Genomic DNA, 17,616 nt, shown 5'->3' on the forward strand with positions numbered 1-17,616 from the left:
GTTTCACCAGGCCGGTGGATCACCACCAGTCGAAGCGGAGGCAGAGCTTCCCGCCGAGCCACTCCTCCACCCAGCTGCCCAGGTCCAGCGGTGTGCAGTCCGCCGGGGGCGGCGTCGTGCTGGGCGGGGTCGGCTTCGGCGTGAGGGGCGGGGTCGCCTGGTCGCCGCGGCCGTACAGGGCGGACCGGTAGACGTGGGACGACTTCGGGTTGGCTCCGCACTGCCACACACCGTGCGGGCAGTAGTCGGTCAGCGTGTTGTAAAGCGGCCTGTACTCGTCCATCCAGGCGAGCATGCGCCGCATGTACTCGGGATTGTCACCGTTGCGGAAGAGCCCCCATTCCGGGTAGGAAATGGGTTTGCCGTGAGCCTTCGCGAAATCCACGTGGTGCTGCAGCCCGTAGGGCTCTTTCACCTGTTGGTCGAACGACATTCCGTTCGGCTGGTCATAGGAATCCATGCCGATGACGTCGACCGTGTCGTCCCCCGGATAGCATTTCGTCCAGGGAACGGCATCCCGGCCACGGCTCGGCGTGAAATCGAACCGGAACTTCTGGCCCGGCACGGCACGCATGGTGGCGACGATTCTGTTCCAGTACTTTTTCCAGGCCTCCGGGTCGGGCCCACAGCGATGGGTGTACGTGGTGCCATTCATTTCCCAGCCGAGCACGATGACCGTGTCCGGCACCTTCAGCTCGACCAACCGCTCGGCGAGGACACGGAAGTGGTGATCGAACTCCCCGGCCGCGCCGCGCCGCAGCAGCTGCCTGACCTCGCCGTCGGAGACACCCTCCTCGTTGCGCTCCTGCATGGGGACGTTGAGGACCAGCATCCGGTCGGCCTTCTTGTTGCGCCAGTGCGCCCACACGTCCAGGAAGTCGGCAGCACCCTCGATGTCGCGCCAGCGGTGTCCCGGCAGGTAGGTGTGGCCGACGCGGAGCTCGGTGCCGCCCAGCCAGTGGCTGAACAGCGGCATCCGCGCCACGCCACGGGCGTCGGACCTGAGGAAGACACCGAAGGCGGGAATCTCCTCACCGGCCGCCGCGGTGGTGGCCGGGGCGGGTGTCGGGGGCTGGGTGAGGGCCGGAGGCATGAGGGCCGGAGGGGTGACAGCCGGAGGGGTGAGGGCCGGAGGGGTGAGGGCCGGAGGGGTGAGGGCCGAGGGCGTGGCGGCGGGCGCCACCGGGGTCGGCGCCGGAGCCCGGGGCTCGGCGGCCTGCGCCACCCCCACCTCCGCCACGAGGCCGGAGGCCAGGGCGGCCGACGCGGCGACCGCTGCCGCGCCCAAGGTCAGCCGGCGGACCTTGGCCCGCCTGTGCTGTGGGGCCATGCCTGCTCCTTTCTTCGCTCTCGTGCGGAGTGCTGCCGTAATTGGTGTTATTGACGGGCAGTCATATAAGTGAGTCATAGAAAGACCTGGAACGCCAGTGCCGTTGCGGCTTTCGAGTGCCGGGCTCGCCCGAGCGGGTGAGACGGTCGAAGAGAAAGAGAGAATTCGTGTCGCTGCTCGACATCCGCGTCCCCGCTGTTGTACTGCGGATCGACCGGAATCCTTTCCACCACGGAACACTGGGGGCCGTGCGCTCGCTCGGCAGAGCGGGAGTGGAAGTACACGTCGTCGCTGATACCGCGGGAAGTCCCGTCGGAGCGTCACGTTACGTACGTCAAATGCACCCCCCGCCGCCCCCGGGCGCGTCCACGGAGGACATCCTCGCCGTGCTGCGCCGCGTGGCCGACCGGATCGCGCGGCCCGCCGTACTCGTCCCGATGGACGACGCGAGCGCGATCACCGTGGGGCGGACACGGGACGAGCTCGCGTCCTCCTACCTTCTGCCGGAGATGCCCGGCACCCTGGCCGAGCGCGTCGCCGACAAGGCCGAACTGTCCTCCGTGTGCGCGTCCGCCGAGGTCCCGCACCCCCTGACGCTGATCCCGGACAGTGCGGCCGAGGTCGACGAGGCCGTGCGGCGGCTCGGGCTGCCGCTGGTGGCGAAGTGGAGCCGTCCCTGGCTGCTGCCCGCCGGCGGCGGACTGCGCAGCACGGTGCTGGTGCGGTCCGTACAGCAGGCCCGGGAGCTGTTCTCGCGCACCGAGGAAGCGGGCAGCCGTCTGCTGCTGCAGGCGTACCTGCCACCGGGGCAGGACCGGGACTGGTTCTTCCACGGCTACGCCGACCGCTCGGGTGGCGTGCGCGCGGGCGGGCCGGGCCGCAAGCAGCTGGCCTGGCCGCGGGGGGCGGGCCTGACCGCCGTGGGCTGCTGGACCCCCAATCCCCAGGTGCAGGCGCTGGCCGAGCGGCTCACCGGCGAGCTGGGCTACCGGGGCATCTTCGACCTGGACTTCCGCCGCTGCGGCGAGACGGGCCGATACCACCTGCTCGACTTCAACCCGCGCGCCGGCGCCCAGTTCCGGCTCTTCGCGGACAGCACGGGCCTGGACGTCGTACGGGCCCTGCACCTGGATCTGACGGGCCGTCCACTGCCGGCCGGGGCCCCGATGGCCGGGCGGGCGTTCGTGGTGGAGAACTACGCGCCGTTGGCGGCGCTGCGTGCGGCGCCGGGCGGGCGCGAACTGGCCTGGTACGCCGCGGACGACCGCTCCCCCGGACGGGTCATGTGGGCCCAGTGGTGCCGGCACGCGTCCCGCCGGCTGTGGGAGCGGCTGGGCACGACGACGGTGCCGACGCCCCGGCTGATCCCCCGGGCGGCCTCGCCCTCCCTGACCGACAACAAGAAAGCGAGCAGTTGATGGTGTACGACCTTCTGGTGGTGGGCGCAGGCCCGTACGGTCTGTCGATCGCGTCCCACGCCGCGGCCGCCGGGCTGAACCTGCGCGTGTTCGGCCGGCCCATGGCGTCCTGGCGGGACAACATGCCCCGCGGCATGTTCCTGAAGTCGGAACCGTGGGCGTCCAACCTCTCCGACCCGGCCGGGCAGTGGCGTCTGGAGGTCTACTGCGAGCAGCACGGCTTGACGGCACGTCATGCGCAGCCGATCCCGGTCGAGGCGTTCGCGGAGTACGGCCTGTGGTTCGCGCGCAATGCCGTACCGGAGGTGGACGAGCGCACGGTGACCCGCGTGGCGAACGGGCCCGGCGGTTTCACGGCGGTCACCGAGGACGGGGAGGAGGTGCAGGCGCGCACGGTGGCCCTGGCGGTCGGTGTGATGCCGTTCGTCGAGGTACCGCAGGCACTGCGCGGACTGCATCCCGCCCTGGTGACGCACAGCAGCCACCACAGCGACCTCGACCGCTTCCGCGACAAGGACGTCACGGTGATCGGCGGCGGGCAGGCGGCTCTGGAAACGGCGGCCCTGCTCGCCGAACAGGGCACGCGTGTCCGTGTCCTGGCGCGGGCGGAACAACTGCGGTGGAACGACGTGCCACCGCCCTGGGAGCGCCCCTGGTACCAGTCGGCCCGCTCCCCCCACAGCGGCCTCGGCCCCGGCTGGCGGAACTGGTTCTACGCCGAGCGCCCGAATCTCTTCCGGCGGCTGCCGGAGCCGACCCGGGCACGCATCGCGACCACGGCGCTGGGGCCGGCGGGCGCGTGGTGGGTGCGGGACCGGGTGGAGGGCGTGGTGGAGCTGCTGCCGGGCCATGAGGTCACCGCGGCCAGTGCGGTGCCGGGCGGGGTACGGCTGGACATGGCGAGCCGTACGGGTGCCCTGCGCAGTCTGGAGACCGAACACGTCATCGCCGCCACGGGGTTCCGGGCGCGTTGCGACCGGCTCGGACTGCTCTCCCCCGAGTTGCGCGGAACGCTGGCGGCCCTGCCGGACGGCTCCCCGTCGGTCGGGCGCAGCTTCGAGTCCTCCTGCCCCGGCCTGTTCCTCGCCGGTCTGGTGACGGCCTCGGGCTTCGGCCCGGCCATGCGCTTCGTGCAGGGCGCGTCCTTCACGGCGTCGACACTCGTCCGCGGAGTACGCCGCCGACTCGGGGCGATGCCGGTGGGCGGCGTCGTCCCCGCTCCGGTGGACGGCAGCCGGAGCGAGTCGCCGTCGCCCGTGCACCGCTGACGGGGCCCCACACGGTGACCCGTGGGCCGCTGACGACGACAGCGTCGTCAGCGGCCCGCTCTCGTGCCGGGAAGGGCGGGTCGGCCAAGCCGTGCGACGCGACGGCCGACACCCCCCGGACCTTGGTCGACGGGGGGTGCGGGTGATGCGGTCCGAGGCGGCCACGGCCTCGCGCCGGGGGAACGGCACGTACCGGGGCCACGCCGGCGGTAGCCGCGCTGCCGGTCCGGCCCGTGCGGCGCCCGGTCGCCGGATCGGCTGGGATGTGCCATCGATGACGGCAGGCGCCGGTCTTCCGGCGTGCGGGTGCGGGTGCGGATGCCGGAGAGGTATCCGCACCCGGCCACCCAGGGAACGGCTAGCGGGACGAGGTGGTGCGCCCGCGGCGGTACATCATCACTCCGCCCGCGATCAGGACGGCACTGGCGGCCGATGCCGCGGCCAGGGCCTCGCTGCCGGTCTCGGCCAGCTGCGGCAGGGTGCCGGGCTCCTCCTGCTCCTCCGCTTCCTCGGTGACGGACGAGTCCTCGCTGTCCGGAGGCGTGGAACGCGGCGTCTCGCTGTCCGGCGGGACGGAACCGTCCTTGGCCGGGGGCTTCGGCTCCTCTTCCGTCGACGGCTTGTCGTCGTCGCCGTAGCCGCCGCCGTAGGAGCTGTTCTCACAGTCGTTCTCGAGCGCGTCGTTGAACAGAGCGCCCCCGTCGACGCTGTTGCCGCAGGCGTTCACGGGCACCTCGATCGGCACCTGCACGTTGTTCCCGGACCCCACGCCGGGAGAACCCTTCACCACCGCCGACGCGTCCGAGCCCGCCTCGTGGCCCGACGACTTGTGCGAGATGTTCCTGCAGGAGTTGCCGAACGCGGTGTTCAGCGCCGCGAGCACGTTGACGGTGTTGCCGCACACGTTGACCGGCACGTCCACCGGCACCTGCACGCTGTTCCCGGACAGCACACCAGGGGAATCCTTCGCCACTCCCGACGCGTCGGAGTCAGCGAGGGCGGGGCTGCCGTACAGGGACAGAATCCCCGTGGCGGCGGCCGCCGCGAAAGCTCCCTTGCTCAGGGTCTGTCGCATTGCAGTTGTCCTCCTGCTTGAAGAATTGGGGCGGCCGGCCTCGGAGCGGAGATCCACATCCAGGGCCGACGATGCGGCGGCATGAACAGGTCGCAGTGCTGAACAGGAATCAGGCGTGTGGAATGCTGTCCCGCTGCACAGGGGCTGCGGAGGCAGCGTTACTCGCCGTTGCCCTGCGCGACGGCCGGTCCGCCGGCGAGTGCCGGGACAGCGGCCGTCACCGGCACATCAATGGCGGAAGCGGCGGCCGCCGCAGCGATCATTGCCTCCTTGAGCACTGCGCGTTCCTTTCTCGTGGCGCCGCATGGCTCTACTGCCTCATCAACCCGGTGCAGAAGAATTGGTTCCGCAGGTTCACCCGGTTGGCCCGCGTCCCCGTCCCGGAAGTCCGGGAGGTGTTCAGTCCCGCTGCCGTTCCGCCTGTTCGATGGCCCGGGCGAGTGCGCGCACTGCCCCGTCCTCCGTGCGGTCGGACAACACGCGGGCACGGTGCGCGAGTTCGGTGAAGCCGGCCGGAGCTCCCGGGAGACGGTCGTGGCGGTCGTGGCGGTCGTGGCGGGAGCGGAGGGCGTCGGCGAAGTAGGCCGCCACCGCGGTGACCTGGAAACGGCTGGGGGCGGCCCGCAAGGAGCCGTGGAGGGCGTCGGTCTCCAGGTCACCGGTCTCCTCGTACGGGTCGCGGGTCTCCGGGTCGAGCCAGCGCACGGTGGCGGTGGCGAGGTGGCCCTCGGCGCCGGGCTCGGTGCGCACGGCGTACAGGGCGGTGACGGTGTGGCCGGGGCCGACCTCGCCGCCGTCGACGCGGTCGTCGCGGAAGTCCTCGTCGGCGACGCGCCGGTTGTCGTAGCCGACCAGGTGGAACTCCTCGACCGTCTCCGGGTCGAAGGCGACCTGGGCCTTGGCGTCGCGGGCGGTGAGGTCGACGTTGCGCGGGAGCTGCTCGGAGAAGACCTTGCGGGCCTCGTCGGAGTCGGACACGTAGACGGTGTGGCCGTCGCCCTTGTCGGCGAGGCGTTCCATCAGGGCGTCGCCGTAGTCGCTGCCGACGCCGACGCCGAAGAGGGTGATGCCGTGCTCGCGGCGTTCACCGGCGATGCGCTCCAGGATGGTGTCCGCGTCGGTGTCGCCGGTGTTGGCGAGCGCGTCGGAGATGAGGACGACCCGGTTGGTGGCGCCCTCGCGCAGGCCCTCGGCGGCCGTCTCGTAGCCGGTCTCGACGCCCGCGCCGAGGTTGGTGGAGTCCTGGATGTCCAGGTCGGAGACGGCGTCCTGGATCTCGTCGCGGTTGCCGTCGAGGCGGGTCATGGGCAGGACGGTCTCGGCCTCGTCGCTGAAGGTGACGAGCGCGACCGAGTCGTCGTCGCGCAGCCGGTCCGTCATCACCGAGAGGGACTCCTTGGCGAGGTCCAGGCGGCCCGGTTCGTCCATGGAGCCCGAGACGTCGATGACGAAGGTGAGGGCGGCGGGCGGGCGTTCACCGGAGCGTTCCGTCGTGCGGGTGGCGAGGCCTACGCGGACCAGGGACCAGTCCTTCTCGTCGGTACGGGCGCCGTCGACGGTGACCGAGAAGCCGTTGCCGTCGGGGCGGTCGTAGTCCTGGCGGAAGCTGTTGACGAACTCCTCGGGGCGGACGGTCGACGGGTCGGGCAGCCGCCCGTCGGCGAGGGCCCGGCGGGCGTAGTCGTAGGAGGCGGTGTCGACGTCCAGGGCGAAGGTGGAGAGGTGGTCGGGGTCTTCCCGGCGTTCCTCGCGCTCGTCCGCGTCCCGGCTCGCGGCGGGTGCGGGCTCTTGTGCTCCGTAGTCGGGGCGGTCGGCGGCCTTGCTGTCCTCCCCGGTGTCGGCGCCCCCGCTGCACGCGGTGAGCAGCAGGCCGCTCGCGGCCGTGAGGGCGAGCAGCGCCTTTCGTGTCCGGAACCGCTCCATCGTCCGTACCCCCTGCATCCGTTGACGTCGGCTTCTTGCGACCGTGAGGGTGCAGGGGGCCGGAACGTGCGGTACGCCCTGCATCCGTCGGCGTCGGCTTCTTGCGACTGTGACGGTGCAGGGGGCCGGAACGTGCGGTACGCCCTGCATCCGTCGGCGTCGGCTTCTTGCGACTGTGACGGTGCAGGGGGCCGGAACGTGCGGTACGGGGCGTTGCGGAAGCGTCTCGAAGCGGCCACGGGGGCGGCGCTTCGAGACCGGTGGGTGATCCTCCGTTGACCTGTCCGTAGGCCTAGGAGACGACGTCCTTGCGGGCGAAACCGCGGAAGGCCAGGGCGAACAGGACGAGTGCGTAGGTCACGGAGATCGACGTGCCCTGGATCATGTCCGACCACTCCAGCTGGGGCCGGACGGCGTCGAGCCAGGCGTACTGCCAGTGCGCGGGCAGGAAGTGGCGCCAGTCGCCGAGGGCCGTCACCTCGTCGAGGACGCTGCCGATGATGGTGAGGAACACCGCGCCGCCGACCGCGCCGAGCGGAGCGTCCGTCCGGGTCGACAGCCAGAACGCGAGGGCGGCGGTGACCAGTTGGGACACCATGATGTACGCGACGACGATCAGGATGCGCTGGGCCGCCGTGCCGGTGGACAGGGCGCCGCCGGTGGGGAGTTCGAGCGGGCCCCAGCCGTAGGCGGCCGTCCCCACGAGGAGGGCGACGACCGGGAGCAGGACCATCGCAGCCAGGCTCAGGGTGAGTCCGACGGCGAGCTTGGACCACAGCAGCCGGGCCCGGGGCACGGGGGCGGCGAGCAGATAGCGCAGGGACGACCAGCTCGCCTCGGAGGCGATCGTGTCGCCGCAGAACAGGGCGACGGGGATGACGAGCAGGAAGCCCGCGGCGGAGAAGAGGTTGACGGCGGCGAAGTTGGCCCCGGAGGCGGTCGCCGTGTCCATGAGGTTGACGCGGTTGTTGTTGCCGCCCGGGTCACCGCCGACCTGGAAGGCGATCAGCAGGATGATCGGCAGGGCGAACAGGACGCCGCCCATGACCATGGTGCGGCGCCGCTTCAGCTGCCGGGCCAGCTCGACGCGGAAGGGCAGGGTGCGGCCCGCGCGGTAGCCGTCGGCGACCTCGACGGGCGGCTCGGCGAGCGTGCTCATGCTTCGGCTCCGATCAGGGTGAGGAAGGCGTCCTCCAGGCGGCGGTGGGGGCCCACCGAGCGCACCGCCACGTCCAGGCGTACGAGGTCGGCGACCAGACGCTGCGGGGTGCCGTCGGCGTCGAGCTGGACCAGGAGGCCCTCGTCGGCGCGCACGGCCGAGGCGACGCCGGGAAGGGCGCCGACCTTCTCCACGACGGGCTCGTCCACGGGCGTGGCCGTGCCGACCAGGAGGGTGTCGCCCGAGCCGACGATGTCCTCGACGGGGCCCGCCTGGACGAGCTGCCCGTGGTCCATCACCACGAGGTGGGTGCAGGTCTGCTCGACCTCCGCGAGGAGGTGGCTGGAGACGATGACCGTGCGGCCGGCGGCGGCGTAGCGGATCATCACCTCGCGCATCTCGCGGATCTGGGGCGGGTCCAGGCCGTTGGTCGGTTCGTCGAGGATGAGCAGGTCCGGCAGGCCGAGCATGGCCTGGGCGATGGCGAGGCGCTGGCGCATGCCCTGGGAGTAGGTGCGTACTGCGCGGGCGAGGGCGTCGCCGAGGCCCGCGATCTCCAGGGCCTCCTCCAGGTGCGCGTCCTCGCGCGGGCGGCCCGTCGCGCGCCAGTACAGCTCCAGGTTCTCGCGGCCGGACAGGTGGGGCAGGAAGCCGGCGCCCTCGACGAAGGCGCCCACCCGGGAGAGGACCGGGGCACCCGGGCTGATGGCGTGGCCGAAGACGCGGATCTCGCCGCCGTCGGGCTTGATCAGGCCCATCAGCATGCGCAGGGTGGTCGTCTTGCCCGCCCCGTTGGGGCCGAGCAGCCCGAGGACCTGGCCCTGCTCCACACGGAAGGAGAGGTCCTTGACCGCGTACCGGTCGGTGGACTTCGCGTACCGCTTGGTGAGGTCCGTGATCTGGAGGGGGACTTCGGCCAGGGCCGGGTCCGGCGGGGCGGGTGCGGCCGTGCGGCGGCGGCCCGTGATGATCAGCGCGAACGCGATGCCGGCGCCGGCCAGCGGCAGCCACCACACCCAGGCGGGCAGCCCGTCCTGGGTGTCGCGCTGCCCGAGGGCCGAGGGGACCTTCAGGTCGCCCTCGAGGGAGACGGTGTACGTCGCCGGGGCCGTCGGGGAGGCGTAACCGAGGTCGGTGGAGGCGAGGACCAGGCGGAGCCGGTGGCCGTCGTCGATCTCGTGGTCGATCGCCGGGAGCGTGACGGTGACGTCCTTGCCGGCCTTGGCGCCCTCGACCCTGAGGGGGGTGACGAGTTGCGAGGGCAGCACCTGCTGCGTGCGGCCGCCCGGGCTGACGTCGTAGAGCTTCGCGAAGAGCACGGCGTCGTCGCTGGTGGACTTCACGTGGACGGTGGCGGTGGGCGAGCCGGTGATCTGGAGGTCCTCGCGCATCGGCGCGGACTCGAACGCGGCGAACTGGCCGGGGAAGTCGAGGGAGACGCCGATGCCGAGGGTGGAGAGCTGGCTGAGGCCGCCGGCGGCGCCGAGGCCCGGCAGGGCGGAGACGCCGGGCGGGCTGGCGCCGGGCGGGTTGTCGAAGCTCTGCTCGCGGCCGGCCAGGGAGACGGAACGCTGCTTGCTCTCCAGGCCGGGGTAGCGGTCCGAGGTCACTCCGGTCAGGCGGGATTCGCCGTCGCCGGAGCCCGTGCCGAGGGTGCGGGTGACGCGGAAGGCGGGGCCGGTGTCGGCGCCCTTGTCGTCCTTGAGGTAGCGGTCGAACCAGGATGTCACCCGGCCTTCGATCCGGCCGGTCTCCATGTCGCCGCCGTCGTGGCCGCCGGCGATCCAGTCGACGTCGACGGGGGCGCCGTTGGCTCGGATCGCCTTCGCGGCCTGGTCGGCGTGGCCGAGCGGGAAGAGGGAGTCGGACTGGCCCTGCGTCAGCAGCGTCGGCACCTTGATGTTCTTGCCGACCGCGGACGGCGAACGCTCCTCCAGCAGCTCGCGCGCCTCGGCGTCGGGCCTGCCCGACTCGGCGACCCGCTCGTACATCCGGCACAGCTCGGGCTCGAACTTCAGGCAGCCGCCGCCGGAGTTGACGAAGATGCCGGCCCAGAGCTTCTTGAAGACGCCCTTCGGGAAGAGGGCGTCGGCGAGGTTCCAGTACGTGATCGCCGGGGCGATGGCGTCGACGCGGTCGTCACGGCCCGCGGCGAGCAGGGCGATCGCGCCGCCGTAGGAGGCGCCCGCCATGCCGACGCGGGGGTCGCCCTTCTTGTCGAGCTCGACCTGGGGCTGCTTCGCCAGCCAGTCGATGAGCTTCGAGACGTCGGCGACCTCGCCCTCGGGGTCGTTCAGGCCGATCTTCCCGTTGGACTTGCCGAAGCCGCGGGCCGACCAGGTCAGGACCGCGTAGCCGTCCCGGGCGAGGTCCTCGGCCTGCTGCCGTGCGTCGTTCTTGCTGCCGCCGAAGCCGTGCCCGATCAGGACGGCGGGGCGGCGGCGGTCTGCCCCGGAGGTGAAGAACGAGGTGTCGATGCGGACGCCGTCACCGGTGGCCAGGAACCGGTCCTCGCGGTGGACCGGGGGCGTCTCGTCGTTCGCGACGGCCGTCCACGTGCCCGCGCCCGCGAGGACGACGACGGCGGCCCCGGCGGCGAGCAGCCTCCGGGGCCTCCGCAGCAGCCCGTGGAGTCCGGGCAGTCGAAGATCCATGCGTCAACGGTACGGGGTGAAGCTGTCGGACAGTTGTCGACCGTGGGTCGAACCGGCACCCCTCCCAGAGGAGTACGGGGCTCCTCGGCATACCGCGTCCGCGGTACGCCGACCAGGGGCACTCGCCGCACTCGGCATTCCTTTGTTCTTGGATCGGTGAGCAGAGCACCGACCCGACACCCGTTTTACATGCGAACAAATCCCGAGGGGAGAGCAAAGCACAATCGGAACCTCAAATTCCGCGAAAGTATTTGTAATGTGATGCCCATCACATGGGTAAAGCATTGATCAAGCCGAGTCGACCCTTCGTATACTGTCCGGGTGGACGATCACTGTCCGATGAATGACTCCACGGACAAACCGACCCTTCCACCTCCCGCCCGAAAGGCGCTATCGAAGGGCCGTCCGCACTGTTCGCGTGACCGAACGGCTAGGGGGAAGCATGCTTCAGGCCAAGACTCGCACGATTAGTCCGTACCAGCTCAGTCTCTGATCAGTAGCTCCGCCTGACGCGCGCCTCAGAGGATCTTCACTCCACCGAATTCCTCTTTCTTGACGGCGTGGCGGGCGTGCCGGCCTGGTCGAATGACCGCGGACACATGATGCTGGCATCGACGCCGAGAGAAGAACCGGCGTTTTTGACATGCGCGCCCGTGGGACTGCTGCACGGCCAGGCGAGCAGCGCAATTCTCACGCCCTCAGGCGGAGCTCCGACGCCCCACCGTCGGAGGAAAACATGAGGTTTGACAGGTGACATTGAATAGTTCCTTGAGAGAGCCCCACCTCAGATTAGGGAACGATCACTTGAGAATATTGCAACTCGTCTCCCAGGGCTGCACCATGACGCAGGTCGCCAGACGAATGGAGATGAGCGACCGCACACTACGTCGTAAACTCCGGTCGATCTGCGACTGCGTCGACGTGGAAACCCCGATAGAAGCAGTGGTGTGGGCCGTGCGTCGAAGAATCATCTGACCCGGGAGCGCACGGCAGGCAGGCCGATGCGGCGGCGGATGACGGTTAGCGGAGGAAACCGTCACCCGCCGCCCTTCTTTCCGCCCCGCCGCGACCCCGCTTCACCGCGGCCCGGCGCCGTGACCTGTCACGTCGCCGGGCGGCCTTGCGAACCGCCGCACCTGGGCCCCGCCGGCCGTGGCCGATGCCGGTCAATTCGTTGTCCGGCGGCAGCGCCCCGCGATAGAAAGCCCATGTGGCAGGAGAAAAGATTACATATCCGCAGGGTCGGTCTTCCGCGTCGGCTGTTGACAGCCCCGTGGATCCAGCGGTCGAACAGCTGCTGAACCGGCTCGGGTTGGGATCGTTGAAGGCCTCGGAGCTCTACTCCTATCCCGGTCGGAACGACAACTGGTCAGGTATCACGGACACCGGAAACTCGGTATTCGTGAAAAGACTCAAAGGGAACCCCAAGGAATCCCTGAAACGGTACCGGAGAATCCTGCTCTTCGAGCGTCTCGCACGGGACGGCGAACACCCCTTCCCCCGCCCCGAGTTTCTCGGGGGCGACGAGGAGCAGCGGCTGCTGGTGTTCCGGATGCTCGACGGCATCAGGTCCGGCAGCGAGCTCGCCGCGGACCAGGAGTTCACCGAGTCCATGTCCGCCGAAGCCGGACGGACGCTGGCGGCGCTGCACCGGCTCCCGTACACGGCCGGGGACTTCCCGGAAGCGGATCCCCATCCGTACCCACCGGTCGAGGACCTGCGGTCGCTTCCGCTGGAGAGCTACGTCAACGCCACCGGTGCCTTCGTCGAGGCGTGGGGGATGCTCCAGCGCGACGCCCCGCTGGTCGAGGAGCTGGAGCGGCTGCGAGCGACCGAGGCCGGGGCCCCACGCGTGCCCGTCCACGGAGACCTGCGGCTGGATCAGTTCCTGATCACCGACACGGCGTTCTACGTCAACGACTGGGAGGAGTTCCGGCTCGGCGATCCGGCACGCGACGTCGGATCGTACGTCGGCGAGTGGCTGCACCGTGCGGTGCTGCGCATTCCCGCCCAGGAGACGGACGACGCCTTCTCGGCCGTGCTCACCCACGAGGAGGTCGTGGCGCGGGGCAGTGAGGAGCTGACCCGGGTGCTTCCGCTGATCTCCGCCTTCCACCGGGGCTACCGCGAGGGCGGCGGCCCGGACGACGACGGGTTCGTGGTGCGCGCCACGTCCTACGCCGGATGGCACCTGATCGACCGTCTGATCGCCTCGACCAGGGAGAGCGGCCGGCTGTCGGCCATCGTCCGGGCGGCGGCGGGCATCGGCAGGACCGCACTACTGGATCCGGGGAGCTTCGTCTCCACGGTCGGACTCGGGGAGGCAGCATGAGCACGGGCATCCAGGAGGCCGCCACGGCCGTCCGCCGGCCGGGACGGGCCGACGCGCAGGGGGGAGCGGTACCGGAGCTCGCGGCCGGGCTCCGCCGGGCGCTGGAGGACGTACGGATCACACCGGACGGCAGGACGGCATGGGTGCGCGATGACGAGGTGACCGCCGAGTCCGCGTCGGCGATGCGCTTCCTGCTGGCCCGCACGTTGTACGAAGTGCTGCACACCGGGCGGGGTGTCAAGGACCGCGAGGCGCCCAGGACCTTGCGCGCGCCGGACTTCGAGGCACGGCTGGCAGAGGCGACTCCGCACCGCGAGACGGTCGCAGCGGGAATCCTCACCGGGCAGCGCACGGCTGCCGGCCGGCAGGTCGTGCAGATCGACGGCCTGCGCGTGAACGTACCGGACTCGGTCACGCTGCGGGACAGCGGGCGCACGGCGGGCGATCCCGCACGCCCGGTGGTGCGGATGAACCTCCCGTCGGCCCGCCCGCTCGTCTCTCCCGGGTTCTTCCTCGTGGACAGCGGCGCGGGCCGCACCACCGGCGGCGGCGCTCTGCTGCGGCTGTATCTGAGGGTGGCCGACCCCGACGCGGCGCCCGAGCTGTGGCATGCCGTGCTGAGCGCTCTGGAGGACCGCTCGGCGACCTACCGGGCGAAGATCATCTCCAATCCGGCGAGTCTGCCGCGCAACGACGGCATGGTCGTCTACCTGGGTTCGGGTTCCTGGGACGCCGTCGACACGGTGGTCGAAAGCGCCCTGGCCACCGCCCTGCCGGAGGGGCCCGCCCCCGCTTTCGCCCATGTGCTGGCGCCGGGTGTGACGGCTGCGTGGGAGCCGAAGGACGAGCGGACGGGCATGCGTGCCCTGAGCTTCGGCGAGCACCGGGCGCATGTGGTCGCGCGGGCCTTCGTGGACGCGGCGGAACAAAACCGTGAGCGTCCGACGGCCGCCGAACTGGCCTCCGCGTGTGTCGCGGCGAACGTGGACCCCGCCGACCCCGCCCGCAATCTCGACTCGGACGACTGGCCGTGGAAGACGGCCCTCCGGTCCACGATCTGAGCCGTCCGCCGTGCCTGTGACGGCCGGCCGGATGTCACCGCACACTGCAGGAGGTCCCTCACCATGGCCAGAGCCCCCCGCCCGGACGGCACGGACGAACTACGTGTCTTCGCACAGCTCCTGAAGGGCCGTAAGGCGACCGTCGCCGCCGCGGTGGTGCTGAGCCTGCTCTCCGCCGCCGCCACCCTCGTCCTCCCCCTCCAGGTGCGCGACCTGGTGATGGCCCTGGCCGAGGACGAACGTCCCGTCGGTCCGCTGCTGACGATGGCGGGCCTCGCGGTGGGCGCCGGGCTCGCGTCGGCGGGGTCCTCCTACCTGCTCGCCCGTGCAGGTGAGGGCCTGGTCTCCGAGGCACGGTTCCGCATCGCCTCGCACATTCTGACCCTGCCGCTGCGACGGGTTCGGCGGGAAGGGGCCGGCAACCTGGTCGCCCGGGCCAACTCCGACAGCACCCAGCTGCGTTCCGTCGTGGACGTCGGCGTGGCGCAGATCCCGTCCTCGCTGTTCCTGGCCGTCGGCACCCTGATCGCCATGGGCCTGCTGGACGGCGTCCTGCTGCTCGTCGTGCTCGCCACGTTCACGATCGCCGGCGTCGGCATCTTCCTGTGCGTACGGTCGATCCGCAGCGGTGTCGAACGCCAGCAGAACGCCGTCGGCACCATGTCCCAGCACATGACCGCGGCCGTGCTGTCACTGCCCACGGTCAAGGCGTTCCTCGCCGAACGCCAGGTGGCGGCCACGCTGGGCCACAGCATCGAGGACGCCCGCAAGGCCGCTGTGTCGGTCGCCCGGGTGACGGCCCTGGTCGGACCCACGATGCAACTCGGCCAACAGCTGTCGATCGTCGCGGTGATGGTCACCAGCGGCGCCCGGCTCGCCTCCGGCGACCTCCACATCGGCGAGTTCGCCGCCTTCATCGTCTACCTGCTGCAACTCGTGGCGCCGCTCACCCTGCTGGTCTCGGGGGTCGCCAGAATGCAGAGTGGCCTCGCGGCCCGCGCCCGCCTGAACAGCGTGCTCACGATCGCCCCGGAGAACCCCGGGGGCCTCTCCCCCATCCAGCCGTCACCGACCGCGTCCGCGGTGGAGTTCGAGTCGGTCACCTACCGGGACGGCGGGCGCACCATCATCCACGAGGCGACGTTCGCGGCCCCCGCGCGCGGGCTCACCGCCATCGTCGGGCCGTCGGGGGCGGGAAAGACGACGCTGCTCGGCCTCACCGAACGCTTTCTCCTGCCGGAGTCCGGCCGGATCGCCGTCTGCGGACTGCCTGTCGAGCAGTGGCCCCTGCACCAGTTGCGCGGCGCGATCAGCTACGTCGACCAGAGCTTCACCCTCGTGGAAGGCACGGTACGGCAGAACCTCCTGCTCGGACGGGACGACGAGACGGGTGCCCTGCCGGACAGGGAGCTGTGGCGGGCGCTGGAGGCAGTGGCGCTGCGCGACGCCGTGGAAGCGCTGCCGGACGGCCTGGACACCGAGCTGGGACGGGCCGAGGACCTGTCCGGCGGTCAGCGGCAGCGGCTTGCGGCCGCCCGCGTCCTGCTGCGGGACTCGGCGATCGTCCTGTTCGACGAACCGACGTCGCAACTCGACAGCGAGAACGAGGAACGGCTGCGGACGCTGATGCGCACCCTCGCCGAGGAGCGCGCGGTACTCGTGATCGCGCACCGCATCTCCACGGTGCAGGACGCCGATCTGATCGTGGTCGTGGACGAGGGACGCATCGTCGACCGGGGCACCCACGAGGAGCTGCTGACGCGCTCCGCGCTGTACCAGGAGCTGGTGCACGGACAGTCGCTGCGCGGCGGTGTGCGGCAGCCGGCCGGCGGCGAGCCGGCGCCGGCCACACCGGCGGTCGGGGCGGGGGTCCGGTGAGCAGCGCGGCGACCGCGGCCGAGCCGGTGGGGGCGCGGCGCCTGCTGGTGATCGGGACGGGTTCGGTCACCGCCGCGCATCTGCCCTTCTGGGCGAGCTGGCTGAAGATCGGGCACCCCGCGACGGAGGTGCGGTACGTGCTGACCGGGGCGGCCGGCAGGTTCGTCACCCGGGAGTCGCTGGCCGCCATCGGCGGCTGTGAAGTGCAGACGGACCGGTGGCCCGACGAGCCGGAGCCGAGGGCGCGGCATGTGGACCTCGCACAGTGGCCCGACACGGTCGTCGTCTTCCCGGCGACGCTGAACTACCTGGCCAGGCTTGCTCTGGGGCTGGGCGACTCGCCCTCGCTCCTCGCGCTGCAGTGCACGCGGGCGGCGATCGCGCTGGCGCCCGCGCTGCCGCCCGGTGGCGCGGAGAGCGCGGCGTACGCGGAGCACTCCGCCAAGCTCGGCGCGCGGCGCAACGTGGCCGTCGTGACGCCCCACCCCGGCCGCAGCACGACCAGCGGGAAACGCGAGGCGTGGGCGCCCGCGCCCTTTCCCGACGTGCTGTCCGCGGCCGACCGGCTGCGGGCGGCGCTGGAGGAACCGGCCCTCGGCGGCCCCGACGGACACGAGCCGGAAACCGTATCCACCTGACACCGCACGGAGGCAGCACGATGACCACCGAGACACACCGGCCGACCGACGCCGAGGCGACTTCCGGCGGGAGTGCCGCACCGGGTGGGAACAGCAGCGCGTACGGCGAGTCGCTGGCCGACGTCTACGACTCGCTCTATCCCGCCACCGGCCCCGCCATCGACTCGATGGTCGGCTTCCTCCAGGAGCTGCGCCCCGCCCCGGCCTCCCTGCTCGAACTCGGGGTCGGCACCGGCCGGCTGGCCATTCCGCTGGCCCGGAACGGCTATCGCGTCCACGGAGTGGACGCATCCCCCGCGATGCTGGCGAAACTCCACGAGAACGACTCCACCGGCCGTGTCACCACCGCGGTGGGCGACTTCAGCGCGCTGGTCGTCGAGGAGCGTTACGACCTGGTGCTCACCGCGCTCAACACCTTCTTCATGCTGCCCACCCAGGAGCAGCAGATCAGTTGCCTGCGCGGCATCCACGACGCGCTCGCGGACGACGGTGTCGCCGTCTTCGAGACCTACAACCCGCAGGTGTACCACCGGCTCACCGAGGCGACGACCCGGGTCGGTCATCTGGCACCGGACGCGCTGCTGCTCGACACGATCCAGGTGAACCAGTCGCTCCAGTCCGTCCTGGTCGTCCACACGATCATGAGCGCCGGCGGGCTGCGGAAGGTGCCCGAGGTCAGCCGGTACGCCTGGCCCGCGGAGTTCGACGTGATGGCCCGGCTCGCGGGACTGCGCGTGACGGACCGCTGGGCGGACTGGGACCGCAGCCCGGTCACGGGTCGGTCGGAGAAGCACGTCTACGTGGTAGAGCGGCAGAACGTATGACTACCTTGACGGAGTGATGTGTTAACGCGATACTGTTAACGCAACACTTCATCGAG

At 71.1% G+C, this 17,616-nt stretch carries 12 protein-coding genes; 7 read left to right on the forward strand and 5 right to left on the reverse strand.

What is annotated here, in order from left to right; all coding sequences use genetic code 11:
• Positions 1-19: 19 nt before the first annotated feature.
• A complete protein-coding gene (locus ACZ7EG_RS03435; RefSeq protein ID WP_471071555.1) occupies positions 20-1,330 on the reverse strand; it encodes a glycoside hydrolase family 26 protein in 1,311 nt (436 codons plus the stop codon).
• Between the two features lie 167 nt (positions 1,331-1,497).
• Here ACZ7EG_RS03435 and ACZ7EG_RS03440 point away from each other — a divergent pair, with 167 nt between their 5' ends.
• Both ACZ7EG_RS03440 and ACZ7EG_RS03445 read left to right on the forward strand, forming a co-directional pair.
• Positions 1,498-2,748: a carboxylate--amine ligase gene (locus tag ACZ7EG_RS03440; protein WP_471071557.1), complete on the forward strand. Its 1,251-nt coding sequence runs from the start codon at positions 1,498-1,500 to the stop codon at positions 2,746-2,748.
• Positions 2,748-4,016, forward strand: coding sequence for an NAD(P)-binding domain-containing protein (locus ACZ7EG_RS03445; RefSeq protein ID WP_471071560.1), 1,269 nt, complete (start codon positions 2,748-2,750; stop codon positions 4,014-4,016). Before ACZ7EG_RS03440 ends, ACZ7EG_RS03445 begins: the two co-directional genes overlap by 1 nt.
• A 358-nt stretch (positions 4,017-4,374) precedes the next feature.
• On the opposite strand, the gene ACZ7EG_RS03450 is transcribed toward ACZ7EG_RS03445, so the two are convergent.
• The 4 genes from ACZ7EG_RS03450 to ACZ7EG_RS03465 all read right to left on the reverse strand — a co-directional run bounded on the left by ACZ7EG_RS03450 (position 4,375) and on the right by ACZ7EG_RS03465 (position 10,827).
• Positions 4,375-5,091: a chaplin gene (locus ACZ7EG_RS03450; RefSeq protein WP_471071563.1), complete on the reverse strand. Its 717-nt coding sequence runs from the start codon at positions 5,089-5,091 to the stop codon at positions 4,375-4,377.
• Positions 5,092-5,490: 399 nt separating this feature from the next.
• Entirely contained in the window at positions 5,491-7,032 is a 1,542-nt protein-coding gene (locus ACZ7EG_RS03455) for a vWA domain-containing protein (protein WP_471071566.1), read from the reverse strand.
• A gap of 274 nt (positions 7,033-7,306) precedes the next feature.
• Entirely contained in the window at positions 7,307-8,173 is an 867-nt protein-coding gene (locus tag ACZ7EG_RS03460; protein WP_471071569.1) for an ABC transporter permease, read from the reverse strand.
• The gene (locus ACZ7EG_RS03465) at positions 8,170-10,827 is read right to left on the reverse strand and encodes a CocE/NonD family hydrolase (protein WP_471071572.1); all 2,658 of its coding nucleotides are present in this window, start codon (positions 10,825-10,827) and stop codon (positions 8,170-8,172) included. Before ACZ7EG_RS03465 ends, ACZ7EG_RS03460 begins: the two co-directional genes overlap by 4 nt.
• 1,273 nt (positions 10,828-12,100) lie before the next feature.
• Between ACZ7EG_RS03465 and lxmK the strand changes: the two genes are divergently transcribed.
• The 5 genes from lxmK (at position 12,101) to ACZ7EG_RS03490 (ending at position 17,560) form a co-directional block, all read left to right on the forward strand.
• Positions 12,101-13,159 (forward strand): class V lanthionine synthetase subunit LxmK, encoded by a 1,059-nt coding sequence (lxmK, locus tag ACZ7EG_RS03470; protein WP_471072457.1) that lies wholly within the window; start codon positions 12,101-12,103, stop codon positions 13,157-13,159.
• Positions 13,156-14,220: a T3SS effector HopA1 family protein gene (locus ACZ7EG_RS03475; protein ID WP_471071575.1), complete on the forward strand. Its 1,065-nt coding sequence runs from the start codon at positions 13,156-13,158 to the stop codon at positions 14,218-14,220. Before lxmK ends, ACZ7EG_RS03475 begins: the two co-directional genes overlap by 4 nt.
• A 63-nt stretch (positions 14,221-14,283) precedes the next feature.
• Entirely contained in the window at positions 14,284-16,098 is a 1,815-nt protein-coding gene (locus ACZ7EG_RS03480; protein WP_471071578.1) for an ABC transporter ATP-binding protein, read from the forward strand.
• Positions 16,095-16,736 carry a flavoprotein gene (locus ACZ7EG_RS03485; protein WP_471071581.1) on the forward strand — a complete coding sequence of 214 codons (642 nt, stop codon included), beginning with the start codon at positions 16,095-16,097 and terminating at the stop codon, positions 16,734-16,736. Before ACZ7EG_RS03480 ends, ACZ7EG_RS03485 begins: the two co-directional genes overlap by 4 nt.
• A gap of 20 nt (positions 16,737-16,756) precedes the next feature.
• On the forward strand, positions 16,757-17,560 hold the full coding sequence (locus tag ACZ7EG_RS03490) for a class I SAM-dependent methyltransferase (RefSeq protein WP_471071583.1): 804 nt from the start codon (positions 16,757-16,759) through the stop codon (positions 17,558-17,560).
• Positions 17,561-17,616: the final 56 nt, after the last annotated feature.

The organism is Streptomyces sp. NPDC037100 (genome assembly GCF_055606225.1).